The sequence below is a fragment of the Sphingobium sp. TomMM15 genome (assembly GCF_055397045.1).
Genome location: NZ_AP027315.1, coordinates 771,078 through 795,505 on the forward strand (window position 1 = coordinate 771,078; position 24,428 = coordinate 795,505).

The 24,428-nt window shown below is 61.1% G+C and carries 23 protein-coding genes; 16 read left to right on the forward strand and 7 right to left on the reverse strand.

Annotated elements, in window-relative coordinates; genetic code table 11:
• Positions 1–436: 436 nt before the first annotated feature.
• Complete coding sequence (locus ACZ51H_RS16265) at positions 437–1,285, reverse strand: TetR/AcrR family transcriptional regulator (RefSeq protein WP_464795389.1); 849 nt, start codon at positions 1,283–1,285, stop codon at positions 437–439.
• A 288-nt stretch (positions 1,286–1,573) separates the two neighbouring features.
• Between ACZ51H_RS16265 and ACZ51H_RS16270 the strand changes: the two genes are divergently transcribed.
• The 8 genes from ACZ51H_RS16270 to ACZ51H_RS16305 all read left to right on the forward strand — a co-directional run bounded on the left by ACZ51H_RS16270 (position 1,574) and on the right by ACZ51H_RS16305 (position 9,960).
• On the forward strand, positions 1,574–2,338 hold the full coding sequence (locus tag ACZ51H_RS16270) for an SDR family NAD(P)-dependent oxidoreductase (RefSeq protein ID WP_464803089.1): 765 nt from the start codon (positions 1,574–1,576) through the stop codon (positions 2,336–2,338).
• Positions 2,335–2,661, forward strand: coding sequence for a Rieske (2Fe-2S) protein (locus ACZ51H_RS16275; RefSeq protein WP_196227127.1), 327 nt, complete (start codon positions 2,335–2,337; stop codon positions 2,659–2,661). The genes ACZ51H_RS16270 and ACZ51H_RS16275 overlap by 4 nt, the downstream gene beginning before the upstream one ends.
• A gap of 207 nt (positions 2,662–2,868) precedes the next feature.
• On the forward strand, positions 2,869–4,473 hold the full coding sequence (locus ACZ51H_RS16280) for a GMC family oxidoreductase (RefSeq protein ID WP_464803090.1): 1,605 nt from the start codon (positions 2,869–2,871) through the stop codon (positions 4,471–4,473).
• 54 nt (positions 4,474–4,527) lie between these two features.
• A complete protein-coding gene (locus ACZ51H_RS16285) occupies positions 4,528–6,150 on the forward strand; it encodes an FAD-dependent oxidoreductase (RefSeq protein WP_449468940.1) in 1,623 nt (540 codons plus the stop codon).
• Positions 6,151–6,163: 13 nt separating this feature from the next.
• The gene (locus ACZ51H_RS16290) at positions 6,164–6,772 is read left to right on the forward strand and encodes a CoxG family protein (RefSeq protein WP_464803091.1); all 609 of its coding nucleotides are present in this window, start codon (positions 6,164–6,166) and stop codon (positions 6,770–6,772) included.
• Positions 6,773–6,981: 209 nt separating this feature from the next.
• On the forward strand, positions 6,982–8,310 hold the full coding sequence (locus ACZ51H_RS16295) for an aromatic ring-hydroxylating oxygenase subunit alpha (protein WP_464803092.1): 1,329 nt from the start codon (positions 6,982–6,984) through the stop codon (positions 8,308–8,310).
• Between the two features lie 137 nt (positions 8,311–8,447).
• Positions 8,448–9,008, forward strand: coding sequence for a VOC family protein (locus ACZ51H_RS16300; protein WP_464803093.1), 561 nt, complete (start codon positions 8,448–8,450; stop codon positions 9,006–9,008).
• A gap of 16 nt (positions 9,009–9,024) precedes the next feature.
• The gene (locus ACZ51H_RS16305; RefSeq protein WP_464803094.1) at positions 9,025–9,960 is read left to right on the forward strand and encodes an aldo/keto reductase; all 936 of its coding nucleotides are present in this window, start codon (positions 9,025–9,027) and stop codon (positions 9,958–9,960) included.
• A gap of 101 nt (positions 9,961–10,061) precedes the next feature.
• Here the strand turns inward: ACZ51H_RS16305 and ACZ51H_RS16310 are convergent, their stop codons facing one another.
• Positions 10,062–10,376 carry an NIPSNAP family protein gene (locus tag ACZ51H_RS16310; RefSeq protein WP_464803095.1) on the reverse strand — a complete coding sequence of 105 codons (315 nt, stop codon included), beginning with the start codon at positions 10,374–10,376 and terminating at the stop codon, positions 10,062–10,064.
• A 327-nt stretch (positions 10,377–10,703) separates the two neighbouring features.
• On the opposite strand from ACZ51H_RS16310, the gene ACZ51H_RS16315 reads away from it, so the two are divergent.
• Together ACZ51H_RS16315 and ACZ51H_RS16320 are read left to right on the forward strand one after the other, a co-directional pair.
• Positions 10,704–13,088 carry a TonB-dependent receptor gene (locus tag ACZ51H_RS16315; protein ID WP_464803096.1) on the forward strand — a complete coding sequence of 795 codons (2,385 nt, stop codon included), beginning with the start codon at positions 10,704–10,706 and terminating at the stop codon, positions 13,086–13,088.
• A 100-nt stretch (positions 13,089–13,188) separates the two neighbouring features.
• On the forward strand, positions 13,189–13,983 hold the full coding sequence (locus ACZ51H_RS16320; RefSeq protein WP_460988923.1) for an SDR family oxidoreductase: 795 nt from the start codon (positions 13,189–13,191) through the stop codon (positions 13,981–13,983).
• Between the two features lie 222 nt (positions 13,984–14,205).
• Here ACZ51H_RS16320 and ACZ51H_RS16325 read toward each other — a convergent pair whose 3' ends face one another.
• On the reverse strand, positions 14,206–14,757 hold the full coding sequence (locus ACZ51H_RS16325) for a VOC family protein (RefSeq protein ID WP_449468953.1): 552 nt from the start codon (positions 14,755–14,757) through the stop codon (positions 14,206–14,208).
• 489 nt (positions 14,758–15,246) lie between these two features.
• Between ACZ51H_RS16325 and ACZ51H_RS16330 the strand changes: the two genes are divergently transcribed.
• The 5 genes from ACZ51H_RS16330 to ACZ51H_RS16350 all read left to right on the forward strand — a co-directional run bounded on the left by ACZ51H_RS16330 (position 15,247) and on the right by ACZ51H_RS16350 (position 19,878).
• Positions 15,247–16,065 (forward strand): SDR family NAD(P)-dependent oxidoreductase, encoded by an 819-nt coding sequence (locus tag ACZ51H_RS16330; RefSeq protein WP_460988924.1) that lies wholly within the window; start codon positions 15,247–15,249, stop codon positions 16,063–16,065.
• A gap of 211 nt (positions 16,066–16,276) precedes the next feature.
• On the forward strand, positions 16,277–17,422 hold the full coding sequence (locus ACZ51H_RS16335; protein ID WP_464803097.1) for an NAD(P) transhydrogenase subunit alpha: 1,146 nt from the start codon (positions 16,277–16,279) through the stop codon (positions 17,420–17,422).
• Between the two features lie 16 nt (positions 17,423–17,438).
• Positions 17,439–17,729: an NAD(P) transhydrogenase subunit alpha part 2 gene (locus tag ACZ51H_RS16340; RefSeq protein WP_196227069.1), complete on the forward strand. Its 291-nt coding sequence runs from the start codon at positions 17,439–17,441 to the stop codon at positions 17,727–17,729.
• A gap of 3 nt (positions 17,730–17,732) precedes the next feature.
• On the forward strand, positions 17,733–19,127 hold the full coding sequence (locus tag ACZ51H_RS16345; RefSeq protein WP_464803098.1) for an NAD(P)(+) transhydrogenase (Re/Si-specific) subunit beta: 1,395 nt from the start codon (positions 17,733–17,735) through the stop codon (positions 19,125–19,127).
• A gap of 151 nt (positions 19,128–19,278) precedes the next feature.
• The gene (locus tag ACZ51H_RS16350) at positions 19,279–19,878 is read left to right on the forward strand and encodes a hypothetical protein (protein WP_464803099.1); all 600 of its coding nucleotides are present in this window, start codon (positions 19,279–19,281) and stop codon (positions 19,876–19,878) included.
• A 249-nt stretch (positions 19,879–20,127) separates the two neighbouring features.
• Here ACZ51H_RS16350 and ACZ51H_RS16355 read toward each other — a convergent pair whose 3' ends face one another.
• Positions 20,128–20,301, reverse strand: coding sequence for a hypothetical protein (locus ACZ51H_RS16355; protein WP_460988929.1), 174 nt, complete (start codon positions 20,299–20,301; stop codon positions 20,128–20,130).
• A gap of 18 nt (positions 20,302–20,319) precedes the next feature.
• On the opposite strand from ACZ51H_RS16355, the gene ACZ51H_RS16360 reads away from it, so the two are divergent.
• Positions 20,320–21,039, forward strand: a complete 720-nt coding sequence (locus ACZ51H_RS16360; protein WP_464803100.1) for a Crp/Fnr family transcriptional regulator — start codon at positions 20,320–20,322, stop codon at positions 21,037–21,039.
• Between the two features lie 73 nt (positions 21,040–21,112).
• On the opposite strand, the gene ACZ51H_RS16365 is transcribed toward ACZ51H_RS16360, so the two are convergent.
• The 3 genes from ACZ51H_RS16365 to ACZ51H_RS16375 all read right to left on the reverse strand — a co-directional run bounded on the left by ACZ51H_RS16365 (position 21,113) and on the right by ACZ51H_RS16375 (position 24,402).
• Positions 21,113–21,787, reverse strand: a complete 675-nt coding sequence (locus ACZ51H_RS16365) for a Ros/MucR family transcriptional regulator (protein ID WP_464803101.1) — start codon at positions 21,785–21,787, stop codon at positions 21,113–21,115.
• 510 nt (positions 21,788–22,297) lie between these two features.
• A complete protein-coding gene (locus tag ACZ51H_RS16370) occupies positions 22,298–22,573 on the reverse strand; it encodes an HU family DNA-binding protein (protein WP_097093579.1) in 276 nt (91 codons plus the stop codon).
• A 212-nt stretch (positions 22,574–22,785) separates the two neighbouring features.
• Positions 22,786–24,402, reverse strand: coding sequence for a phytoene desaturase family protein (locus ACZ51H_RS16375; RefSeq protein WP_464803102.1), 1,617 nt, complete (start codon positions 24,400–24,402; stop codon positions 22,786–22,788).
• Between the last annotated feature and the right edge of the window lie 26 nt (positions 24,403–24,428).

The following is a 24,428-nucleotide window of genomic DNA, read 5'->3' on the forward strand; positions in this document are numbered from 1 at the left end:
CCTCCATTCATGTCTGTTGTCGGTTTTCCGTTTGTCGCGTCATTTTTCGCGCGACTATAAATCTGATTACCGATGGCTCGTCCTGGGACAGCCACGGATCATATGAAAACCCATTCCGGACATAATGGAAAGTTGGATAATAGGCCGTAGGACCAAGCCGGTGATCGCCGACCAATATCTGACGCTTGTCGGGCGTTGAAAAGCAAGGGCAAAGGGGGGCAAGGGAGCCGCGCCGCCGCTAACCGCGTCGGCATCATGGGCGCGGAACAATGCCGTAATCGGACGGATGCCGGGTTACGGAGATGCGGCGGTGATGCGAAGGCGAACGACTCGTCCTTCGCCGCCACCCGCCCAGCAGCCGTGTACGCTGGGCCGGGGAACTTCAGCGCCGGGGACCCTCAGCGAAAGTGCCGACACAGCGTCGGCATTGCTCAATTCACGCTTTCTTGCGACGCCTCGCCGCGGGCTTGGCCGCCAATTTGGTGACCGTGGACGCGAGCAATTCGATCTGCGCCGTGGCCATCTCAATGAGTGCCGGGTCGTCATGCGCGGCCAGGGTTCTGGCGGCCGCCATTATTCTGTCTTCCGGCGTGGGCTCTGCGGTCGTGGTTTCTTCCGGGGCCGCACCGTAACGCGCTTCGGCCCGAGCGAGAAAATCCAGCGCGACTTCTGTCGCCTGCTTTACCGCCAGATCCGTTATCTTGCCCTGCTGCTGGATGCTGGCTTCGAAAATGGCTGACTGGATGATGACAAGGGTACGAAACGGGTCTTCTTCCGACAGCGGTTCGATCGCCCAGCCCGTATGCCACAAAGTATGGTAGGGCAGGGCGGCAACCTTGTCGAAATCCCGCACCAAATGGCGGGATTCGAACGGAATGTGACGGGCGAGGGCGCCCGGCTTTGCTGGACTGGGTTGGTTGAAATAATCCTGGATTCCCTTGATCATCAACGTGACCAATTGCTCCAGGCTTTCCGGCTTGCGTCGCCGAACATAGCGTTCAACTTCGACGCCAGTCTGCTGGACGAAGCGGATGGCGATCTGGCCCAATATCTCGTCGACGCTGGCGAAGTGGGAATAGATGGATGTCCGGGTAATGCCGCCATGATCGGCGATCATGGCGATGGAGATGTCAGCTGGCTTATGCGCCTTGAGCAGTTCAATCGTCGCTTCGATGATCCGGTCGACGCGGGCTCTGCCCGGCGCGCGCTGCCCCAGCTTCTCCCGTTCGGAAAGCAACTCGCTTTGAAGAAACTGAAGGGTATTGGGCTCGGAATCTGTTTTCAAACTGTGAGGTTTGATCTTCGCCGATATTTTCTCCGCTTTACCTTTGAGCGGCGCCAGTCCCTGTTTTTTCATCATTGAACCATATCATAGCGGGGTGAGGTTTCAAGTGAAGTCGGTTCGAAAACGGCTGTCAACTCCGATGTTGCAAAAATAGTATCCTAGCGCACGATATCGCTTTACAGCTTTCCGCTGGCGCGATAGATGGTCCTTATATGACATTTGTCTGTCTCTGAAAGGCTGTGGTGGTCGATCACGCCGGATATGGAGCGGACTGTAGGGAGAGGTGCGTTGGGCAGTCGACTGTCTGGCAAGACGGCAATTATCACAGGCGCTGGCTCGATGCACGGCATGGGCGGGGCAACCGCCCGCCTGTTCGCTCGGGAAGGTGCGTCGGTGATCCTGACGGACCTTGACGAAGCGGGCGCTGCGGCGGTCGCGGCGTCCATCACGCAGGAAGGCGGCGTTGCGCTGTCCCGATCGCAGGATGTCCGTCAGGAGGAGGGATGGCAGGAACTCGCCGCCGACGCCCTCAAACGGTTCGGGCACATCGACATTCTCGTGAACAATGCGGGCATCTATCATGCGGCATATGTTTCTGACACACCCGTCGCCATGCTTGACCGCCTTTTCGAAATCAATTTGCGGGGCACGTTCCTGGGTTGCCAGGCGGTGATCCCGCACATGCGCGCCAATGGCGGCGGTTCCATCGTCAATATCTCGTCCATTGCCGCATTGACGGGCGTTCACAGAAGCGCTGCTTATGCCGCTACCAAGGGGGCCGTTCGTGCGCTGACCAAAAGTGTCGCGCTCGATGAAGCGCCCTATGGCATCCGGTGCAATTCGGTGCATCCCGGCACGATCGAAACGCCGATGGTCGACCAATTGCTTCAGGGCGATCCGGCCGCTATCGACGCCGCCACTGCGCCGATCCCGCTCGGTCGCTTGGGCCGACCGGAAGATGTCGCGAACATGTCCCTGTTCCTGGCATCGCAAGAGACGTCCTATGTGACGGGTGCCGAATTTGTCGTTGATGGAGGCTTGACCATAGCATGAGCGCCGACTTCCTTCCCGTCGCTGCGGCCGCCGATCTGCCGAACAACAGCAGCAAGCCGATAACAGTGAACGGCTTGGACCTTCTGCTGTGTCATGCGGACGGAGAGTTTTTCTGTGTGCAAAATGAATGCACGCATCGCGCTTTTTCCCTGGCAGCCGGACGCATCAGGCGCTGCATGGTGCTGTGCCCCGAACATGGCATGCCCTTCGACCTGCGAACCGGAAATCCCAAGGGTCAGCTGACGGACAAGCCGCTCCGCACGTTTGAAACACGTGTCGTGGATGGCCAGGTAGAGGTCGCGGTGCCTGCGGAGGTAAGTTGAGACAGCTGCGGTCGGCCGCCATTGCGTAATGTGACAAGGGTCGCATAAAGTGGATCGGGGCGCATCACGGCGTCCGGGGAAAAATTGGGGCGAAATGCGTCCTGGAGGAGTAGGATCGTTGCAAGGTCATTTGCATTTCCGCCACTGTGCGATGGTCGGCTGTTGCGGCGCGGCTCCCCTTAACGATGGACGGATCTCGTTGCCGGAGTGCGGCCATTGAACGCGGACTATATCGTTGTCGGCGCGGGAGCGGCGGGCTGTGCCGTCGCCAACCGTTTGTCGGAAGACAGCCGCCACAAGGTAATCCTGCTTGAGGCGGGGGGCACTGACCGTGATCCCCTCATCCATGCGCCCGGCGGGCTGATGCCGCTTTTGACGTCGGGCAAGCATAGCTGGAACTACAGGAGCGCGCCGCAGGAAGAGCTGAACGACCGCGTCCTTTTCCTCCCCCGTGGCAAGGTTCTGGGAGGCGGCAGCTCGATCAACGGCATGATCTATGATCGAGGCACGCCGAGCGATTACGATCGGTGGGCGGCGCTGGGCAATTCCGGCTGGTCCTATGAGGACGTGCTACCCTATTTCAAGCGGGCCGAAAGTTACGAGCCGGGCGGCGATGCGCGGTGGCACGGTCACTCCGGGCCGGTCAGGATCAGCCGCCCCGGCGTCCACAATCCACTCGCCAAGGCGTTCCTGCAAGCCTGCGAAGAAGCTGGCTACCCTTATAATGACGACACCAACGGCGCGGTTCGCGATGGCGCCGGTCCCGTCGACATGTTCGTCAGCCGGGGCCGCCGCTGGAGCGCGGCAACCGCCTACATAAAGCCGTTTCGCTCGCGCTCGAACCTGGAGGTGCGTCTGGGCGCGCAAGTGCTGAAGATACTGGTCGAAAATGGCCGCGCCGTCGGCGTTCGCATCCGTGAAAAAGGGCAGGAGCTTGACCTCCGTGCGGGCGGCGAGGTGATCCTCTGCGGCGGCGGCATCAATTCGCCCCAGCTTCTGATGCTGTCCGGCATCGGTGACGCTTCGGCCCTGTCGCAGGTCGGCGTGGACCCGGTCCATAACCTGCCCGGCGTCGGTCAAAATCTTCAGGACCATCTGTCCACCTATGTGAAGCAGGCGGTGACGCAGCCAGTATCCCATTATCAATATGTCAGCCCGCTGAAGGGGGCGCTGGCCTTTGCGCAATATCTGGCTTTCCGCACGGGGCCGCTCGCCAGCACCGGCATGGAAGCGGTCGCCTATGTGCGATCGCAACCGGACATCGCTGAGCCGGACATAAAGCTGTCGCTCGTGCTGGCGCTGATGAATGACACGCTGACAGGCCTGATGCCGCGCCACGGCTTCATGGCGCATGTCTGCGTCGTCCGGCCCCACAGCCGTGGCCATGTGACGTTGGCCTCGCCCGACCCGCATGCCGCCCCGGTCGTGGATCACCGCTACCTCAGCGATGCCCGCGACATGGTCGATTTCCGCAACGGCATCCGCGTGTGCCGCCAGATTTTCGGACAGGCCGCCTTCGATCCCTATCGCGGCGATGAATTGTCGCCGGGCGCGTCCGTACAGACTGACAGCCAGATCGACGCCTTCATCCGTGCCAACGCAAGTGCGGATTATCACACGGCCGGTACGTGCAAGATGGGATCGGACGATGACAGCGTCGTCGATGCCCGCCTGCGGGTCCGGGGCATTGGCGGGCTACGGGTCGCCGACACGTCGGTGATGCCGACGCTCGTCGGCGGGAACACCAATATGCCCGCCATCATGATCGGCGAAAAGGCCGCGGACCTGATCAAGGGCCGCAGCCATGCGTGACAAGTGCAAACGACATAGGAAGCGGCGCGAACCGCGAGCGACTGGAGAGCTATAATGCCGGTATGGGATGAGGTTTTCGACGTGGTGGTCATGGGCTCCGGCGCGGCGGGTGTTTCCGCCGCGATCGCGGCGCAGCATCGCGGTTGCAAGACGCTGGTGCTGGAGCGCAGCGACAAGCTGGGCGGGACGAGCGCCGTGTCGGGCGGCGTGCCGTGGATCCCCAACAATCACCACATGCACGAGGTTGGAACGACCGACTCGCGCGAACAGGCGCTCACCTATCTTCGCAGCCTTTCGCTCGGCAAAATGGACATCGAACTGGCCGAAACCTATGTCGATGAAGCGCCAGGCGTGTTGCGTTACCTTGAGCAAGAGACCCAGCTGGCGTTCCGGGCGCTCAAGACGCCGGACTATCACCCGGAACATCCCGGCGGCACCTTCGGCCGCTCCGTAAGCCCCGGCCTGTTTCCTGCGGGCGAGTTGGGGGAACTGCGCGCGCATCTGCGTTCGGCCCCCTGCTTCCCGCTGCCTGTCGCGATGACCGACATTGATGACGGAACCAATATGCTGGACCCCGAAATCATCGGCGACCGCCTCGCTAAGGGCATGGTGGGCACCGGCATGGCGCTGATGGCTGGCCTCATCAAGGGCGCGGTGGACAAGGGCGTGGAGTTTCGCCGCAACGCCCGTGGCCGCCGCCTGGTGATCGACGATGGCGCCATTGTCGGCATCGAGGTTGAACAGGATGGTCGTATGGTCCGGATCGGCGCCCGTCGCGCCGTCATTCTGGCAAGCGGCGGCTTTGAATGGAACAAGGACATGGCGACCGACCTGATGGGCGCTCCCATCGAAGGTCCGCTCAGCCCGCCTTTCAACGAGGGCGACGGCCTGATCATGGCGGCCGAGGCGCAGGCGAGCATGGCCAATGCCCATGAAGCCTGGTGGATGCCGATGATCCGCATCCCCGGCGACGAATATGAAGGGCAGCAGCTCAACCGCATGGTGGTCGGCGAAAGAGCCTCGCCCGGTTCGATCATGGTCAACCGCGCGGGCAAGCGCTTCGTCAACGAAGCCCACAATTATAATGACGTTGGCCGCTCCTTCCGCAACTTCGACCCAGTGGCGTTCGACTATCCGAACCTGCCCGCCTGGATCATCCTCGATTCGACTTTCCTCGACAAATATCCGTTCGGCACGCGCTATCCGGGCGATCCGATTCCGGCATGGCTCGAATCCGCGCCGACGCTGCGCGAACTGGCGGAGAAAATCGGCGTAAACCCAGATGGCCTTGAAGACACGGTTACACGTTTCAACGCGAATGTCGAACGGGGTGAAGACCCCGACTTCCACCGTGGCCGGAGCAAATATGACCGTCATTATGGCGACCCGTCACGCGAAGGAGCACTCCAATCGCTGGGGCCGATCCAGCAAGGCCCCTTCTACGCCTGCCGTGTCTATTCCGGCGTGCTCGGCACAAAGGGCGGCCCGAAGATCAACGCCAAGTCCGAAGTGGTGAATGTCAGGGGCGGCCGCATCCCCGGCCTTTACGCGGCGGGGAACGTCTCCGGCGGGTTCACCGGCATGGCCTATCCGGGCGCCGGGGCCACGATCGGGCCGGGCCTGGTCTTCGGCCACATCGCCGGACGCGAGGCGGCGTCCAGCGTCAACAGGTTCTGAAAAGGAGGCGACATTGCCCGAAGTCGAACATACCACAACGGTCACCGCCTCCCTGCCTCAGGTCTGGAATTTCGTCGAGGACATGGACAATTGGGCGCCGTTCCTCACAGGCTACCAGCGCCACGAGAAGATCAACCGCGATGAATCCATCTGGGTTGTGAAGGGCGAACTGGGCGGCCTGACCCGCAGCGCGGAGTTCAAGGTCCAGGTCACGGAATGGAACGAGCCTAGCCGCGTCACCTTCGTGATGCAGGGTCTGCAGGAGCCTGTCACCGGCTCGGGCGAGTTTCTGGCGATCGATCTGGGCGGCGGCATGCCGAATGCCGCGCCACCCGCCGCCGTCCCCGCGCATTCTCCTTCCGGCGGCTGGCTGAGCAGATTGTGGGAACGCCTGTCCCGCTGGTTGCTGCGGCGCGTCACGAACAGCGTCGATGTGCAAGCAGCAGCGCCCGTGGCAGATGCGGGCGATCCGAACACGCAGATCACTTTCCGGCTGAACGTTCAGGCGGGCGGAGCCACCGGGCCGGTTCTCAACCTGCTGCTGGGACCGATGCTGAAGCCGGTTGCTGAAGATCTGGCGATGAAGATCGCCCAGGCGGTGGACAAGCCGTCACAAGCATAAATCTCGCGCGGGGTCTGCCGTAAAGGCGTGGACTCCGCGAGGGAATGATACTCCGCTATTGACGGACAATTGTCCGTTATGCATGATCGTCCGGAACCTGGCCGCCTTTTGCCTAGTGCGCGTAAAGCGGGCCGTTGGATGTAGCTGGACGATTGGAAACAGGGTCAGCGCGCCGGGATGCGCCTGGATTGAATCGACAGGAGATGGAAATGACGGAAAATCTGGTCGCCGAGGCGGGAGCCGGACGGTCTTCGAAACTTCAGGGTTGGCGCTATTTCGACCGCGACTTCGCGGGGCGGGAATGGGACGCAGTCTGGACCAAGAGCTGGCTCGTGGTTTGCCGGGAAGACCAGATCCCTGAGCCGGGCGACTTCCTGGTGGAAGAGGTTGGCACGGAATCCATCCTTGTGGTGCGTCAGGAAGATGGCAGCATCAAGGCCTTCTATAATGTGTGTCAGCATCGCGGGAACAAGCTGGTGTCCGTGGCGGAAGGGTCCATGCCATCCTTCACCTGCGCCTATCATAGCTGGAAATGGTCGCTGGAAGGCGAATGCATCGGCGCGCAGGACCCGGAGGACTTCTCTGCGGGCTCCCCATGCGGACGCAAGCGGCTCGCCCAGATCAACAGCGAGACCTTCGCCAGCTTCGTCTGGGTGAACATGGACGCCAACCCGATGCCTCTCAAGGAGTATCTGGGCGAACTGTACGAGCCGTTGGCGCGCTATCCCTTCGAGCAGATGCACTGCACCCAGGCCATATCGGTGCGGATGCCCTGCAACTGGAAGATCATTTCGGACAATTTCCGCGAAACATATCACATCCCCACCGCGCATCCGGAGGGGTTGTATGTGAACGAGCCCTATTATGTGACAGCGGTCATCGAAACGCTGAAGAACGGCCATGCGCGCCTTGTGACGCCGGGCAGCCAGCCTTCGCGCTATCTGCCCGATGGCAAGCTGGCGATCGACGAGTATCTGATTCAGGATCTCAAGACCTGGGAATTGCAGCCGGAAGATTTCAAGGACAAGCCGCTGGCTATCCGGGAAGCGATCATCGCGCAAAAGCGGAAGCTGGGCGTCGAGCGCGGCCATAGCCATTATGACCGGATGGAAGACGCGCAGCTGACCGACACCTTCCTCTATTCGATCTTCCCTAACCTGACGCTGACCTGTTTTTCGGACGGCATGCTGTTCCTGCGCGCTTGGCCGCACCCGACCGACCCGGAAAAATGCACCTTCGACACTTGGTTCTATGCGACGGGTTCAGAGGATTTCTTCACCAAGATGCTGACCTCTGCGGGCGGCGTGGCTGACACCGTGCGTGCGCCTGTAGAACGCGAATGGCGCAACTTCGGCGAAGGAAGCCTTGGCATCACGCTCGATGGCGATGCCGGTATCATGGAGGCGCAGCAGCGCGGCATGCATTCGCGCGGATGGAACGGCGCGGAACTGGCCGGGCAGGAAAAGCGGATTTCCCACTATCACGATCGCATCGATCAACTGATCGCAGAAAATGGGATGTCCATCGCCGCTGAATGACGAACGGCGTTGCGGGCGTACGCGTCCGCAGCGCCGATAGGCGTGGCAGCTTCGGTTAGCGGTTGCTGAAATGCAAAAACCTGCGCCCGCATCATCGGGCGGCGAACCGACGATTGCCGATTAAAAGGAGAGGCTCGATGTTCCTGGAACCTGTTTCAGGCCAACTCAAGAAGGTGCGGCAGATCGCCTTCGTTGTACCGGACGCGATCGAATGGGCGCGCCGACACATGGCCCGCTTCGGCTCTGGCCCCTTCTTTGTGCTCGCGCACCTTCCCCATGACCTGCAAACCTATCGCGGCAAGGAAATCGACCTCGATACGACAGGTGTCGTCGGCCAGTGGGGCGATGTGATGGTCGAACTGGTGGAACAGCATTGTGACACGCCATCGGCCTACAGCGAACTTTATCCGACGGGTGGTCCCGGCCTGCACCATATGACGGTGTTCGTTGACGACATTCACGCGGCGATCAAGGATTATGAAAGCAAGGGCTTTGATAATATCCTTTATTCCGTCGTGTCACCGCTCGGCGACTCCAAACCCAGCCCCTATGCGATGATGGACACGCGCAAGGAGTTCGGCATGCTGACCGAATTCTATGAAGAGGCCGTTGTCAGCGACTTTTACAAGATGGTGCGCGATGCCGCCGAAGGCTGGGACGGGTCCGATCCCATCCGCTACATATATGGCCAACCCTGAAGGGGATATTCTCGACATGGAAAAGCGTAATCTCGGGAAATCCGACCTTAAAGTCTCTATTGCCGGTCTTGGCTGCAATAATTTCGGCTGGTTTCTGGACAAGGAAAAATCCCTTGAGGTGATCTCGGCTGCACTGGACGCCGGGATCAACTTCTTCGACACCGCCAACAACTATGGTTTTCCTCCCGGAGAATCGGAACGCATCCTCGGCGAAGCTTTTCGCGGTCGCCGGGATTCCGTGATCATCGCCACGAAAGTCGGCGACAAGGTCGGCGACAGCGACGATAATCAGGGCGCGGCCCCTGCCTATGTGCGGCAGGCTCTGGAAGAGAGCCTTGCCAATTTGGGCACTGATTATGTCGATCTCTACCAACTTCATTATCCCGATCCGAAGGTGCCCATTAGCGAAACGCTGGCCGCATTCGACCAGCTGATTCAGGAGGGCAAGGTGCGCTATGTCGGCTGTGCGAACCACAGCGCCGCGCAACTTGCTGAAGCACTGGACGCAGCCGGAGCCACCAATCGTGCGGCTTTCATATCATGCCAATCCGAATACAGCCTGCTGGCACGCGATGTCGAAAGCGAACTTGCGCCCCTGATGGTCGCCAATGGCGTCGGGTTTCTGCCTTATTTCCCCCTCGCCAACGGGTTGCTGACGGGCAAATATCTGGGCGGCGACGACAGTTCGGGCCGTCTGGAAACCCTCAAGCAGATACCTTTCTTCGACAAGTTCCTGACGCCGGAACGGTTTGAGAAGGTCAGCCGTCTCGGGGAGATTTCCCGCAAATCGAGCATTCCGATGGTGAAGCTTGCTCTGGGCTGGCTCGCCGCAAAGCCCTTCGTCTCATCCGTGATCGCCGGGGCGACCAAGCCCGAACAGGTTTACGCCAATGCGCAGGCCTGCATGACAGTCTTGCCGCAAGACATAATGGCCGAGCTGGATCAGCTGTAATTAGCGACGGTCCCCGGTCACTGCGGCCGGGGAGCAACAGTATAAAAAACGGCGGGAAGCTCTAAGCCTCCCGCCGTTTCATTTTCAGCTTTGCATCAACATCAGTGCGCCGGTGAATAGGGCGCTGCATCAGCGAAGATCAGCGTTTCCTTCGCACCGCTCCGGCAGATTTCCTGATAGATTTTGCCACCTTCAGGTGCGTTCGCCATGGCCTGTATACCGGCATCGAAAGCGTTCATGTCCGGCAATTTCCAAAGATGGATGACGGTATTGGCCCGACCGATCTTGGTGACGAGCCCGGCGATCATCTCCCAACCCGCGCCTTCGGCGATGCGCTTCATCTCAGGAACTATGTTCAAAAAGACGGGAAGCGTCTCATAATCGAGTTCCAACGTTGCCTGAAGATAAACGCTCATCTGATATCCACTCCTTGCGATCGCGGCCGGAGCCTGGCTCTCACCGCACATTCGTACGATAAATGACGAACGTCTGATATTCAAGCGACGACATGATGCATCAAAGACTGGTCGCTCGCGTGACAGGGATAGCCGCTTAACCCGCCACGAAATGAGAAAATAACCGTCATATGTCAGATAAAAATGCTCACAAGCGCTTGCTGCGCATGCTTCACTGTTGACCCTCCGGCGAAAAGCAGTTAGCTAGCACACTTGTGTAGCGACAAGTCGATTCAAAAAGAGTCGCGGCTACATCGGATCATAATCAACGTTGAATGGGGAGGGCATATGCGAGGCCTGGCATTTTCGTCGGCGATAGCGATCGCAACTGCGTTGGGCGGCTTTCAGGCGGCATTGGCCGCGGAGCCGCAGCAAGCGCCGGACGCGACCGCAGCCAATCAGCCGCAGCAATCCGAAGGACTTTCGGACATCATCGTAACCGCGCAGAAGCGTGCCGAGCCACTTCAAAGTGTGCCTGTCTCCGTTTCCGCGTTCAGCAATGACACGCTTCAAAAGGCCCGCGTCGACGGCCTGACCGGCCTTCGCGGCCTCGTGCCGGGCATGACCGTCACGCGTTCAGGCGCCGCCGTCGACGTGCCCCAGATCAGCTTGCGCGGCATTTCCATTCAGGACGTGCTGCCCAGCGTCGAGGCCGGTATCGGCATCACGCTCGATGGCATTCCGATCGCGTTCCAGCGCGGCGCGCTCATCGATGCGTTCGATGTCCAGCGCGTGGAGGTTCTGCGCGGCCCGCAGGGCGTTCTGAACGGCAAGAACACGACCGGCGGGGTGATCAACGTGATCCGCCTCCGGCCCGACCCGTCGGCGGACACGACGGGCAAGGTGCGCGTCACGGTGGGCAGCTTCGGCCAGAACGACTACGAAGGCTACATCATGGCCCCGGTGATCAAGGACGTGCTCGCGGTCAAGGCAACCGTTTCGGTGCGCAAGGATAATGGCCAGTTCCGCAACATCGTGACCGGCGGACGGGAGGGCGATCGTGATGTCCGGCAATACTCGCTCGCCGCTGTTGCAACCCCCACCGATCGCCTGAACATCTATTTGGCATTCGACCGGCTGGAAAACGACAGCCAGATTCCGCCCTATACGCCCCTTAACGTCCCCGATTTCATCCCTTATCCGTTGCCGGGCTATGTCGGTGGCGCAAACGCGACCTGTTACAATCCGGCGACGAGCATCGTCTGCGGCCCGCTTGCCAATCTCGACAAGGGCAAGAATGTCGTCGAAACGACCCAGCTTCCCGCATCTCTGCGCATGACTGCGGTGACCGGTGAAGTGTCGTACGATTTGACCGATCAGGTCAAATTCGTTTCGCTGACCGGCTATCGCGAGTTCCACGAACGGCAGACCAGCGATTTCGACGCAACCCGCTTTGCGCTGTTTCGCGACAAGGCCCGGGTCGATGCCAAGCAGTTCTCGCAGGAGGCCCGCTTCGCAACGTCGTTCGAGGGGCCGTTCAACGTCGTTGCCGGCGCATTTTACATGAACTACTCCTATACGGAGGTGCAAGATCCGTCGCTTGACGTGTCGATGCTGCCCGACGGGTTTCTCACCACGGGGAGTCCGATCCTCACGAACGGCTTGCCGACTTTCTCGACTCCGCCGGGCGTAGGCTTCCTCAATTCACTCAACCGCTACGATACGCATCAGACCAACAAGACCTTCGCCTTGTTCTTCCAGGCGGACTATGACATCACCGAAAAACTGCAGTTGTCGGTTGGTGCCCGTCAGACCTGGGACAGGAAGACGACTGCCTATAGTTTGTGGGACCCCGTATTTTCTACCGTGCGGGACAATGATGTTATCGGGCCGCTGGTCGGAAGCGTTGCAGGGCGCGCCAAGTTCAAAAAGTTTACGCCGAAGGTGAACCTGCAATACAAGTTTACGCCCGACGTCATGGCCTATGCCCAATACAGCCGTGGTTACAACACCGGCGGCTTCAACGGTCGTCCTGGCAACCTGGTTACCGCAACACAGGCCTATTTGCCCGAAACGATGGATGCGTTCGAGGTCGGCCTCAAGACCGAATTCCTCAATAACCGGGTTCGCCTGAACCTTTCCGCGTTCCACAACACGCTGAGCGACAAGCAGGAAAATATCCTGCAGGTCGTCGGAACCACGAACGTCACCAACACCCTGAATGCCGCCAAGGCTCGCTATCAGGGCATCGAAGCCGAATTGGCCGTTGCGCCGATGCGGGGGTGGACGATCTCCGGATCGCTCGGCTATCTCGAAGCGAAGTATCTGAACTTCATCGGTAATCTGGGGCAGGGAACGACAGACCTTTCCGGATTGAAGCTGCGGCGCACCCCGAAATGGACCGGTGGTCTGATTTCGGACTACAGCTTCAACGCCGGTCCGGGGACCATCGGCCTGAACGCGGCCCTGTTCCATACATCGAGCTACCAAACGGACGTGATCAACGACCCGCGTGCGTTGATCCCGCCGGTGACGAAGGTCGACCTCGGTGTACGCTACGAGTTCCCGGTGAGCGGCAACACCACGCTCGAGGTCTCGGGCTTCGTCAAGAACGTGACCGACAACACCACGTACGACGGTTACACGTCGGGCGAGGCGGTATTCACCTTCATCGACTGGGCCAACCCGTCGCCGGGCCGGACCTGGGGCGCGTCGCTGACCGCGCGCTTCTGACACGACATGGCGGGCCGCCTCGTCAGCCTGGCGAGGCGGCCCGGCCTTTTTCGCTTTTCATCAGGCTGCGGCGGGGCACCGAAAATCCCAGGAGTTGAATATGAGGCTTGAAGGAAAAGTAGCACTGGTCACCGGCGCCGCGGGCGAACAGAACATGGCCCAGAAGATCGCCGAGCGCCTCGCCCAGGAAGGCGCGAAGGTCGTCGTGACCGGTCGTCACGAAGAGCCGTTGCGCAAGCTCGCGGCAGAGATCGGCGGCAGCTACATATTGATGGACATCACCAGCAAGGCCGATGTCGATGCCGCCGCTGACTTTGCCGTCAAAACCTATGGCAAACTGGACGTCGCGGTGAACGCGACTGGCTGGGGGCTGATGAAGCCGACCCATGAAACGACGGAGGCTGATCTCGACAAGATCATGGACATCCAGTTCAAAGGCCCCTTCTTCTTCATCCAGGCGATGTTGCGGGTAATGGGGCAGGGCGGATCGATCATTCAGATTTCCTCCGCCACCGCGACTATCATGCTCGAAAATCACGCCGCCTATATGGGCACCAAGGCCGGAATCGACCATGTGATCCGTACCGTGGCCAACGAATATGGCGCGCGCGGCATTCGGGCGAACTCCATTTCGCCGGGCCTGACCGAAACGCCGATGGCTGGCGACAGCTTCAGCGTGAAGGAACTGATCGACGCCTTTGCAAAGGAATATCCGCTTGGCCGCCTTGGCACGCGCGAAGATATTGCGGCTGCCGTTGTGTGGCTGGCATCCGACGAATGTTTCATGACCGGCCAGAATCTTCAGGTAAATGGCGGGCTCACGCTCCGCCGCAACCCGATCCTGTCCGAACTGGGCGAGGTGGCCGCGCGTGCCACGGCGCATCTGAGCAGCTGACAACGACACAGCGGTGCGGGCGGGAGCATTGCTTCCGTCCGCAAACGCGCAGGGAATGCAGAAAGGGAGGGTAGCGCTGGCTACCCTCCCTATTTCGCTGCTGGCGGCATTTCGATCCCAGACTGTCGCGGGCAGTGCCGAGTGGGCACCGCCTGAACAACCTGTTTGCTACATGCAGCAGCCGCCCCGACCTGTTAGCTGTCGGGGCGGCTCCACCTCGTTTTAAAGGTCGGTGAACTGCATCCGGCGGATCGGATCGGTGCCATCAAATCCTTCTGCGGACTTCTTCATATGGTCGTAGAAGGGACGGGTGCCTTCTTCTTCATAAAGTTCAGTCATCACGCCAAGTTGTTTCGACGTATCCATGATGGCGTAGCGGCCCATACCATTAGGGAAGGTTTCGCCATAAAGAGCAGCCTCGCAGCCTTCAGCTTCATATTGAGCCATCCGCTTGTCCAGATCGTCGACGAACATGGCAAAATGATGAATCCGCGACTCGCCCTTCTTCACAAGATCACGATAGGCGGACGGTTCATCATCATGCTGCTGCACGAATTCGGCGGTGATATTGCCCCACTGACCATAGACGGAGGTGACGTCGATGACGCTGTCCTTGCCGCGATAGCGATGGACGTGAAGCGGATAATGTTCGACAGCCCAGAACGGCCCCGATCCATAACGGCGGGAATGGGCACGGGCCGCTTCGATGGCGTCTGGCACCACAAAAGCGATCTGCGTGATCGCGAGGGCGGGTGTGAAGATAAAATCACTCATGGCGTTGCTTCCTTCAAAGACAATTGTCAGATGATTGATTCGATGATGAGGGTAATCGCGCGAGGGATCCGATCTTCGCCGACGGCATTGGACCATGTCGGCCGCCGGTGGCCAAGGACATGCCGCAGGTCCGAAAACCAGCGTATTTCCTGGCCCTTGAGCGAGCTGGCCCTCCGCTATGCAGCGCTTTTGGTGACCTTTTGATGATCATTCATCCTCTACCCGGAGCGGCTCATGCCCTGCTCCTCCGTCGCTGATTTCTCGACAAACGACAAATGTCTGCTAACGAATATGCCTCCATTCGTCAAATTGATAAATGGCGGCGTCGACTGAATGGGGCGGGGGAGGCGGCCCTTTGGGTGGCGGGACAGCGCATTGGTCATTGACTAAATGAACGACAACCGTCAGGTAATATGCCAACACCTTTGGCGCTGACGGGCGTTCGCTGGCGGATTGGGTGCTTGCAACGCGGACTTATGGAGAGGAAAAATGACCTATAATTTGACGGTGCGGCGCGAAGGTGCCGTGTTCATCATCGGCGGAACCGGCGGCGCGGGGTCGGCGATCGTGCGCGCTTTTGCAAAGACTGGCGCCAATATCGCCTTCACCTACAACAGCAATGAAACCAAGGCGAATGCGTTGGTGAATGAACTGGAAAGCGAAGGCGTAACGGCATCGGCCAGCAAGCTGGACATAACCGACTTGCAGGCTGTCGAGCAATGCATCAGCGGCGTGGTGAAGCGTTTCGGCCATATCCACACGGTCATCTATGCGTCCGGGCCGATGTGGGACAACACTCTGCAACTGGCGGACGTCAAGCCCAGCTTCATGGAATTTCTCGTCAAGACCGAACTGTTCGGTTTCTTCAATGTGATCAGCGCCACCAAGGAACAGATGCGCGCCAATAAGGGCGTCATCACTGTTTGCACCAGCTTCGGCAACGCTCGCCGCTTCGATCGCGATGGTCAGTCGGCGGTGCCAAAGGCGGGTCTGGAAAGCATGGCTCTCTATCTGGCGGCTGAAGAGGCTGTCTACGGAGTGCGCGCGAATGTCGTCCGCCTGGGCTGGTTCAACTTTGGCATGGGTGCGATCGACAAGACGGAGGCTTCGCTCGATGATCCGGGTCGTGCCATGACCGGCGGCGACGCTGGGGCCGAAGCGCTGGAATGGATGACCAGCCGCATTCGCCTGGGCAATCGGCCGGGTCGGGGCGAGGAGCTTGCCAGCATGGTGCTCTACCTTTCGTCTGAACAGGCGTCCTATGTCACCGGCCAGATCACCTGCGTGGATGGCGGCATTTCGCTTTGAACCTTTGGCAGGCGCCAGTCTTCATGACGGCGCCTGCTCCATGACGGCCCGCTGCACACACACCTGCGTGGGCTGCATCGATAATTGACATATGTCAGATAACATGTATCACTGGCGCGGCCCGCGAAGGCTGAATCGGGCTACTCCCCCATAGCGAGGCATATCAGCTGCGGTGATCGTTGTCCGGCTGACTGAGGCAGAGAGAGGATCGATGGTAAATATTTCCGTCCTGGCCGGACAGGTGGCTGGTGAACATCGTGTAGCCATGACGCCTTCGATTGTCGCCCGATATGCAAAGCTCGGCCTGTCGACGCTGGTCGAAAGCGGTGCAGGTCTTGCGGCGGGTTTCTCCGATGACGCCTATGCCGCGCAGGGTGCCCTGATCGTGGATCGCAAGGAAGCGCTTGGGCAGGCGGATGTCGTGGTCACGGTGCGTCCTCCGGCTGCCGCCGAACTGCTCGGGGTTCGTCCGGGAACGAAGCTGGTCGGTGGCTTGGCGCCCTTTGCGGATCCGGGCAGGATGGCGGCCTATGCCGATCTGGGAGTGGAAGCGATGGCGCTCGAACTGCTCCCGCGCACGACCCGCGCGCAGGCAATGGATATATTGTCCAGCCAGGCCAATCTCGCTGGCTATCATGCCGTTGCGCGGGCCACGACCGAACTCAATCGCTGCCTGCCGATGATGACGACGGCCGCAGGCTCGATCGCGGCGGCCAAGGCGTTCGTCATGGGCGTAGGCGTCGCGGGTCTTCAGGCGATCGCGACTGCGCGGCGGCTGGGCGCGGTCGTATCCGCCACCGATGTGCGGCCCGAAACACGCGAGCAGATCATGTCTCTGGGCGCCAAGCCCATATTCGAAGAGATTCAGGACGGCGACCAGCTGACCGCAGCGATGGGCGGCTATGCCGGGGAAATGAGCGAAGCCTATCGGCAGCGTCAGGCGGCCTTGGTCAGCGGGCATATCGCCGGGCAGGACATGGTCATCACGACCGCCCTCATTCCCGGACGGCCGGCCCCGCGCCTGATCAGCGATGCGCAGATCGCAAGCATGAAACCGGGCAGCGTGATCGTCGATCTGGCCGCCGAAAGCGGCGGCAATGTCGAAGGTGTCGTCGCCGGGGAAATGGTGCTGCGTCACGGGGTCAAGCTTATCGGGCTTGTCGATGGGGCGGCAAAGGTCGCCGTCGACGCGTCGAACCTGTTCGCGCGCAACTGCTATAATTTCATCGAAGCCTATTGGGACAAGGCGGAAAAGAGGTTGGCGATGCCCGCCGACGACGCGCTGATCGAAGCGATTGCGCTGACCCGCCATGGCGAGATCGTTCACCCGCGCTTCGTGCGGGCAGCGGCGGCCTGAAACAGGGGATAAGTCAGTGAACGCTTTCAATGCAGATTATCTGTTCGTCTTCATATTGGCGGCCTTTTTGGGTTTTCAGCTGATCAAGAAGGTGTCGCCGCTTTTGCACTCGCCTTTGATGTCGCTGACCAATGCGATTGCGGCGGTTGTGATTGTGGGGGCGATCACGATCACGGGTGAGGCAGGGGCGACGCCTCTGGCGAAGACGTTGGGTTTCATCGCGGTGTTCTGCGCGACCGTGAACCTGGTCAGCGGGTTCATGATCACCGATCGCATGCTCAAGATGTTCAAGCCGCGGGGGAAGTAACAGATGGACGCTTTCGTACCCTTCGCGGCGATTGTCGCGTCTGCTTTGTTCATCCTGTCGCTGATGTGGATGAGCCATCCCTCGACAGCCCGTCGCGGCGTGCGCGCGGGCGAGATCGGCATGGTGATCGCCATCATCGGCGCGCTCGTCCAGCATGAGGTGGTGGATTACAACCTGATCATCATCGCGATGATCGCGGGCGCGGCGGCGGGCATTCCGATGGCGCTCTTGATGCCGATGACGGCGATCCCGCAGCGAACCGCCATCTCCCACGCCTTTGGCGCGCTCGCCGTCGGCCTGATCGGCGCGGCTGAATATTACAAGCACGCCCATGCCGAATATGCGGGCGGCTTCATCCTGTGGGCGCTGATGTTCGAGATGCTGCTGGGTTTCCTGACCTGCACCGCCTCGATCGTCGCCTTTGCCAAGCTGCAGGAACTGATGGGCAGCCGTCCGGTGTCCTTCCCCGGCCAGCGCATCGTCAATGGCGCGGTGGCGCTGGCGACGGTGGCGATCGGCGTGACGCTGGCGCTTGACCCGACGCAGACCTGGCTGTTCCCGCTGTTCGCAGGTCTGGCGTTGCTGTTCGGCATCCTGCTGGTCATCCCGATCGGCGGCGCGGACATGCCGACCGTCATCGCGCTCTTGAATAGCTATGCGGGTCTTGCCGCATCCGCGATGGGCTTTGCGCTCGGCAACAAGCTGCTGATCGTCGCGGGCGCGCTGGACGGGGCTTCGGGCTTCATCCTGGCGCTGGTGATGTGCAAGGCGATGAACCGCAGCTTCGCCAACGTGATGTTCGGCGGCTTCGGCAAGGTGGTCGCGGGCGTTGCGGGCGGCAAGGACGACCGCGTCGTGCGTTCCGCCTCTGCCGAGGAAGCCGCGATGCAGCTGGAAAATGCCAGCAGCGTGGTCATCATCCCCGGCTATGGCATGGCGGTCGCGCAGGCGCAGCACAAGGTCAGCGAGCTGTATCAGGCGCTCACCAAGAAGGGCGTAGACGTCAAGTTCGCGATCCATCCGGTGGCAGGCCGCATGCCCGGCCACATGAACGTGCTGCTGGCCGAAGCCAACGTTCCCTATGAACAGCTGGTCGACCTGGACGACATCAACCCTGAACTGCCGCAGGCGGACGTTGCGGTGATCATCGGCGCGAACGACACGGTGAACCCGTCGGCGCGCGACGATCCGCAGAGCGCGATCGCGGGCATGCCGATCATCGAGGCGGACAGGGCCAAGTCTGTGTTCGTGATCAAACGCTCGATGAACGCGGGCTTCGCCGGGATTGACAATCCGATCTACTATAACAGCAACACCCAGATGCTGTTCGGCGATGCCAAGGACATGGTCGGCTCCATCGCCAAGGAACTCAGCGGCGGCGGCTCAGGCCTCCACTGAACGCAATCCACTCTTCCTCAACTACCCCACCTACCAAAGTGCCAACAATGACACTTTACCCTCGGGCAAAGTGTCATTCGCGACAAAAGCGACCAATTCCCAACGCAAGGGATTCACATTGGCCTCCACCTGTGCTTGATTCATCCCCGTTATGTTTCACGGTTCGATCAAGCCTCCTTCTTCCTCCAGTGGCGATTTGTCCGCCCTGCTGGACCGGCTTGCCCATGTCAGCACGCGGCCACGTTACGCCTTCATGCTGCTGACCCTGATTGCCGAAGCGGCGCGCCCGGACGGCAGCGCAGGACCGTTAGTGGCGAAAGAGGGCGGCTTGCGGCCCCTGCGCGACTGGCTGTGCGACGCGCTGACCCCCATGGGCGGCCGTGATCCCCGCCGCATGGCGCTGACCGCGCGCGTGCGAGCCGAACTTGCCGTACAGGGGCGCTTGCCCGCCGATCCGGACGCCGCCAGCCTGGCGGTCGAAGAGGAGGTGAAGCTGCGCGTCCGCGCCTCGGGCAAGACCAACCTTAGCCGCGCCGTATCGGAAATGGTCGCGGCGGGCTTGCTGCGCCGTCATTATCAGGGCTACCGCGTCGATCACCATAATCGCGGCGCACAGCGGCAGGCCGTCTATACGCTGACCGGCCTCGCCCGCATTCTGATAGCATCCGCCGTCATGCCGCCCATGCAGCCGCCTCTTCCCCCGCCAATATCCGCGCCAGTGCGCCCGCGGCAAGGGGAGCTTGGTCTCTGACCGCCCCAACCGCGCCACCGTTGGAACAGGCCCACGGCGTCCGTCGATACTCTGCCTAATTCCCCGCGTTCGACGCTTCTTTGTCAGGCCCCCCAGTGACGCGCAGGTGCTGACGTGGGTAATGCTCCATCGCCCGCGACGCCATCGGGCGAATGCCAAGCTGCATTGGCAGGCTTAAGACGAACCGGTTCAGGTTGACCACCACATGTGGACCCTTTCGCCTCCAACATCGTTTCCCATCCGTTCATATTAACCTTTGCAGGCAAAATCGATGCTTCTGGAGGTCGGTGAAATGGGACAGGCATTCCCAATGAAGTACTTGCCGCTATCCATGACAATTAAAAGCGGCTTGCGGTCCATTGATGCGCCCCGGTTCAGAAAGCCGTTCGCGATGGCGCGGTTGATCGGCAAACGCGCTGTCATCAACCCGGTCGTCCAGCCATGACCGTCATCACCCGCCTGTCCGCTCCGGCGCGCCCCGCCATCCGCAGGCTTTCCGCGCTTGCCCCTCTCGATCAGGATGCGGAGGCGGCGCTGGCCGATGCCGCCCTGCGCAGCCGCATATTAAAGCCCGCGCGCGAACTGATCGCGGAGGGCGCGCCTATTTCGAACCCGCTGCTGATCCTCAATGGCTGGGCCGCTCGAACGCGCTTCCTGCCCGATGGACGGCGGCAGATCATGAGCATAATCCTGCCCAGCGACCTCATCGGCAATTGCCATCATGACCGCCCCTTGTCGGTATCGACCGTCGTCGCCCTCAGCCAGCTGACGGTCTGCGCCGCGCCGTCCATCGGCTCCCCGGCGCTTCAGCAGGCCTATCGAATAAGCCACGCCCTGGACGAAGCCTATCTGCTTGCCCAGATCACGCGCCTCGGCCGCCTCAGCGCGGAGGAACGGATCGCGGATCTCATGCTGGAATTGCGCGACCGTCTGGCGCTGTGCGGTCTGGTGAGCGAGGGCAGCTTTGCATGGCCGCTGACGCAGAACGCCCTTGCCGATGCCCTCGGCCTGACGTCCGTTCACGTCAACCGCACCCTGCAACAGATGCGGCGGCGTGGCGATGTCATCCTGCGTTCGGGACGTCTGCAACTGACCGATGCAGCTGAACTCGCCAAGCGGGTGGGCCATGTACCGGTACGCGTAACCGCTGCGGACGACTGACCATCGACTGACGAGAACGGGCCATTGCGCCAACCGCAACGGCCCGTCCATTATCTCGAAAAGGAAGGGAGCGTCAGCTCTTGGTTTCGGCCCCGGCCGGTGCCGCCTTTGCGCGAGGCTTGCGTGCTGCCTTGGCCGCCTTCGGCTGCGCGCTGTCAGCCGCCTTTGCCGAAGCGGCGGCAGGCTTTGCGGCGGGCTTCGCCGCTGCCTTGGCGGGCTTTGCAGCCTTCGCCGCCTTGCCCGCGGGCGCCTTGGCGCTTGCTGCGGCACCGGGTGTTTTCGGCGCGGCTTTGTCGCCTGCATTCGCCTGCTGGGGTGCGGCTGCCTTCACGCCGTTCGCTGTCGCGGGTTTGCGTCCCAGGCCAAGGCGCGTGGCAACGGCGCGGCGCGCTTCGGAATAGCTGGGCGCAACCAGCGGATAGGATTTGGGCAGATTGTAGCGCTGGCGATATTCGTCCGGCGAAAGGCCATTCGTCGCCAAATGGCGCTTCAGCGTCTTGTACGGCTTGCCGTCGATCATGCTCAGGATGTGGTCGGGTGACGACAGGCTTTTGCGAACGGAAACGGCCGGTGTGTAAGTCGCTGCCTGCGCATCGGCAGACTCCGCCGCCGGATCTTCAGTCAAGGCGATCCGGGTTGTCCGGATAAGCTCGGCGAGCCCCTCGCTCGTAACCGAATTGTTGGAGACAAACGCACTCAAAAGCTGAACTGTGAGCGTCGTGATGTCGGGCTGCGAATTTTCAGACATTGGCACGCTTCTCCGCACTGAATAACTGTGGCGACCTTCTGCGCGCTTTCAACTCAAATGTAAATCACCTTCACTTCTTTAGTGTGGCGATATCTGTCCCTATGATGGACGCTTCTGATGTTCCGCTGCTGTGGCGCCCTTACTAGAGGGCTGATCTTGTCCCATCTCATTATCGACATGATGGGTGAAGATGTTGATTGAACGCGGCTCTACCCACAATTTGGGCCGTAACCATCTTATATATTGTCGCCAGGGGAGGACCGAGGAATACGCATCCAAAATACGCCGCCATCGCCGAAAGTAACCGGCCGTCGCGCTGCGGGCCAAAAAAAGGGCCGGTCCAAAAAGGACCGGCCTAATGAGTTTTAGGAGAGGATGCCTGAAAGGCAGGGCGGCATTTGCCGCCGCGACCCTCTCCTGACAATTGTTTAGATCGGCATGTCGATTGCACGTCATGCAATCGTAACATTCGCGGCGCCCCGTTCCTTGCCGGAAGGGGCGCCCGGCCTGTTAGCCGTTCAGCTGATCCTTGACCGCCTTTGCGGGCGTGAAGGTCAGCTTCTTCGATGCTGCGATCTGGATGGTTGCGCCGGTCGACGGATTGCGGCCTTCGCGTGCTGGCTGATCCTTGACCTTGAACTTCCCAAAGCCGCTCAGCGAAACTTCGTCACCCTTGGCAGCGGCGCCAGCGATAGCGGCAAACACGCCGTCCACATATTTGCGGGCATCGGCCTTGGTCAGGCCATGCTCGGCTGCAACTGCTTCGGCGAGTTCGGTATTGTTCATCGATCGTCTCCCTTTCGTGGACGACGGGTCTTAACCTGTCTCATCGCCCGCAACTAGGGGTGTTTTTGCCCATTAACCGATATTTTCGTGCCGGATTCGAGATATTTTGGGGGTTGGCGGGGTCCATGCGCCTGCTCGTGCCGCGCGAATCTCTCTCCGCGCGCCTTCATGCCTGACCATTGGGCGCAGACTCGAGGCCCCAACCGCCAGGCTCAATCGGCCCGCTTCCGCCGCCATAGCCGTCCGCCCAGCGCCAAGTCCTTCATCACCGCGCGCGCGGCATTATGTCCCGGCGCGCCCGTGACGCCGCCGCCCGGATGCGTGCCCGCGCCGCACATATAGAGCCCCTCGGCAGGTCCGCGATAACCGGCATGGCCCAGCACCGGCCTTGCCGCCCACAATTGGTCCAGCGTCATCGCGCCATGCATGATGTCGCCACCCACCATCCCGAACTTCCGTTCAAGGTCCAGCGGCGACAATATGTCCCGCGCGATCACGGACGCCGCAAAGCCGGGCGCATAAGCGTCCACCGTCGCGATCACGTCGTCCGCCGCTTGCCCCCGCGCCTCGTCCCAGCTTCGGCCATCGGGTAGCTGCGGCGCGAACTGTTGGCAGAACAGGCTCGCCACATGGCATCCCGGCGGCGCCAGGCTGTCGTCGATGATCGACGGGATCAGCATTTCGACGATCGGGGCGGATGACCAGCCCCTGGCCTTCGCATCGGTAAAGGCGCGGTCCATATAGTCCATGTCCGGCGCGATGATGATCCCGGCCTGCAAATGCTCGCCCGGTCCCGGCAGGCAGGCAAAGTCCGGCAGCGCCGACAGCGCGACATTCATGCGGAAACTGCCCGACGCCGTCCTGAACCCCTGAATGCGCTTGCGGAAATCGGGCGGCAGATCGGCCGGGTCCATCATCCGTTCGTACAGCAGCTTGGGACCGACATTGGCTATCACCGCCGCCGCCATGACCTCCTCCCCGCTTTCCAGCCTGACGCCGACGGCCCGTCCGCCGTCCACCAGCACTCGCTCGACCGGCGCTTCCACGCTGATCTCCACGCCCATCGCGCGGACGACCTTCGCCATGATCTGCGTGATCGCGCCCATGCCGCCGACGCTGTGGCCCCATGCGCCCTTCTTGCCGTTCACCTGTCCCATGACATGGTGCAGCAGGACATAGGCGCTGCCCGGCGTATCGGGCGATGCATAATTGCCGACCACCGCGTCAAAGGCGAAGGCCGCCTTCACCGCCTCGCTCTCGAACCATCCGTCCAGAAAGGCGCGCGCCGATTTCAGGAACAGGTCCAGCATGTCGCGCTGCTCGTCCAGCGACAATGCGCCGACGCGCCGCCCCTGCGACAATGCCGCCGTCAGCATGGACAGTCCGTCGCCGACATTGGGCGGTGCTTTCAGCATCATGTCGCGCAGCAGGCCCGCTATTACCTCCAGCGCGTCCTGATAGGCGGGCAGGGCGGCCGCATCCTTCGCGCTGAACCTGGCGAACTCCGCCTGCGTCTTTTCGATGCCGCCGCCCACTTTCAGATAGCGTCCGTCCGGCTGCGGCAGGAAATTGGCGACCGGCCGTTCGATCACGCGATAGCCATGGTCGGCCAGTGCCATGTCCGCGATGACCTTGGGATGCAGCAGGCTTACAGTATAGCTGGCGACCGAATTGCGGAAACCGGGATGGAACTCCTCCGTCACCGCAGCGCCGCCTACGACGCGCCGCCGCTCCAATATGCGGACCCGGTAACCCGCGCGCGCCAGATAGAATGCGCACACCAGCCCATTATGCCCGCCCCCGATAATGACCGCGTCATACTTATACATATGTACAACAACTCACGGACCTTCGG

Excerpts from the sequence above, each read along its gene's own strand:
- ACZ51H_RS16320 (WP_460988923.1), top strand. The coding sequence starts at position 13,189 with ATGAGGCTTGAAGGAAAAGTAGCACTGGTCACCGGCGCCGCGGGCGAA.
- ACZ51H_RS16275 (WP_196227127.1), top strand. The coding sequence starts at position 2,335 with ATGAGCGCCGACTTCCTTCCCGTCGCTGCGGCCGCCGATCTGCCGAAC.
- ACZ51H_RS16330 (WP_460988924.1), top strand. The coding sequence starts at position 15,247 with ATGACCTATAATTTGACGGTGCGGCGCGAAGGTGCCGTGTTCATCATC.
- ACZ51H_RS16350 (WP_464803099.1), top strand. The coding sequence starts at position 19,279 with ATGTTTCACGGTTCGATCAAGCCTCCTTCTTCCTCCAGTGGCGATTTG.
- ACZ51H_RS16375 (WP_464803102.1), bottom strand. The coding sequence starts at position 24,402 with ATGTATAAGTATGACGCGGTCATTATCGGGGGCGGGCATAATGGGCTG.
- ACZ51H_RS16355 (WP_460988929.1), bottom strand. The coding sequence starts at position 20,301 with ATGACAGCGCGTTTGCCGATCAACCGCGCCATCGCGAACGGCTTTCTG.
- ACZ51H_RS16285 (WP_449468940.1), top strand. The coding sequence starts at position 4,528 with ATGCCGGTATGGGATGAGGTTTTCGACGTGGTGGTCATGGGCTCCGGC.
- ACZ51H_RS16365 (WP_464803101.1), bottom strand. The coding sequence starts at position 21,787 with ATGTCTGAAAATTCGCAGCCCGACATCACGACGCTCACAGTTCAGCTT.
- ACZ51H_RS16325 (WP_449468953.1), bottom strand. The coding sequence starts at position 14,757 with ATGAGTGATTTTATCTTCACACCCGCCCTCGCGATCACGCAGATCGCT.
- ACZ51H_RS16360 (WP_464803100.1), top strand. The coding sequence starts at position 20,320 with ATGACCGTCATCACCCGCCTGTCCGCTCCGGCGCGCCCCGCCATCCGC.
- ACZ51H_RS16310 (WP_464803095.1), bottom strand. The coding sequence starts at position 10,376 with ATGAGCGTTTATCTTCAGGCAACGTTGGAACTCGATTATGAGACGCTT.
- ACZ51H_RS16315 (WP_464803096.1), top strand. The coding sequence starts at position 10,704 with ATGCGAGGCCTGGCATTTTCGTCGGCGATAGCGATCGCAACTGCGTTG.
- ACZ51H_RS16345 (WP_464803098.1), top strand. The coding sequence starts at position 17,733 with ATGGACGCTTTCGTACCCTTCGCGGCGATTGTCGCGTCTGCTTTGTTC.
- ACZ51H_RS16370 (WP_097093579.1), bottom strand. The coding sequence starts at position 22,573 with ATGAACAATACCGAACTCGCCGAAGCAGTTGCAGCCGAGCATGGCCTG.
- ACZ51H_RS16305 (WP_464803094.1), top strand. The coding sequence starts at position 9,025 with ATGGAAAAGCGTAATCTCGGGAAATCCGACCTTAAAGTCTCTATTGCC.
- ACZ51H_RS16300 (WP_464803093.1), top strand. The coding sequence starts at position 8,448 with ATGTTCCTGGAACCTGTTTCAGGCCAACTCAAGAAGGTGCGGCAGATC.
- ACZ51H_RS16335 (WP_464803097.1), top strand. The coding sequence starts at position 16,277 with ATGGTAAATATTTCCGTCCTGGCCGGACAGGTGGCTGGTGAACATCGT.
- ACZ51H_RS16295 (WP_464803092.1), top strand. The coding sequence starts at position 6,982 with ATGACGGAAAATCTGGTCGCCGAGGCGGGAGCCGGACGGTCTTCGAAA.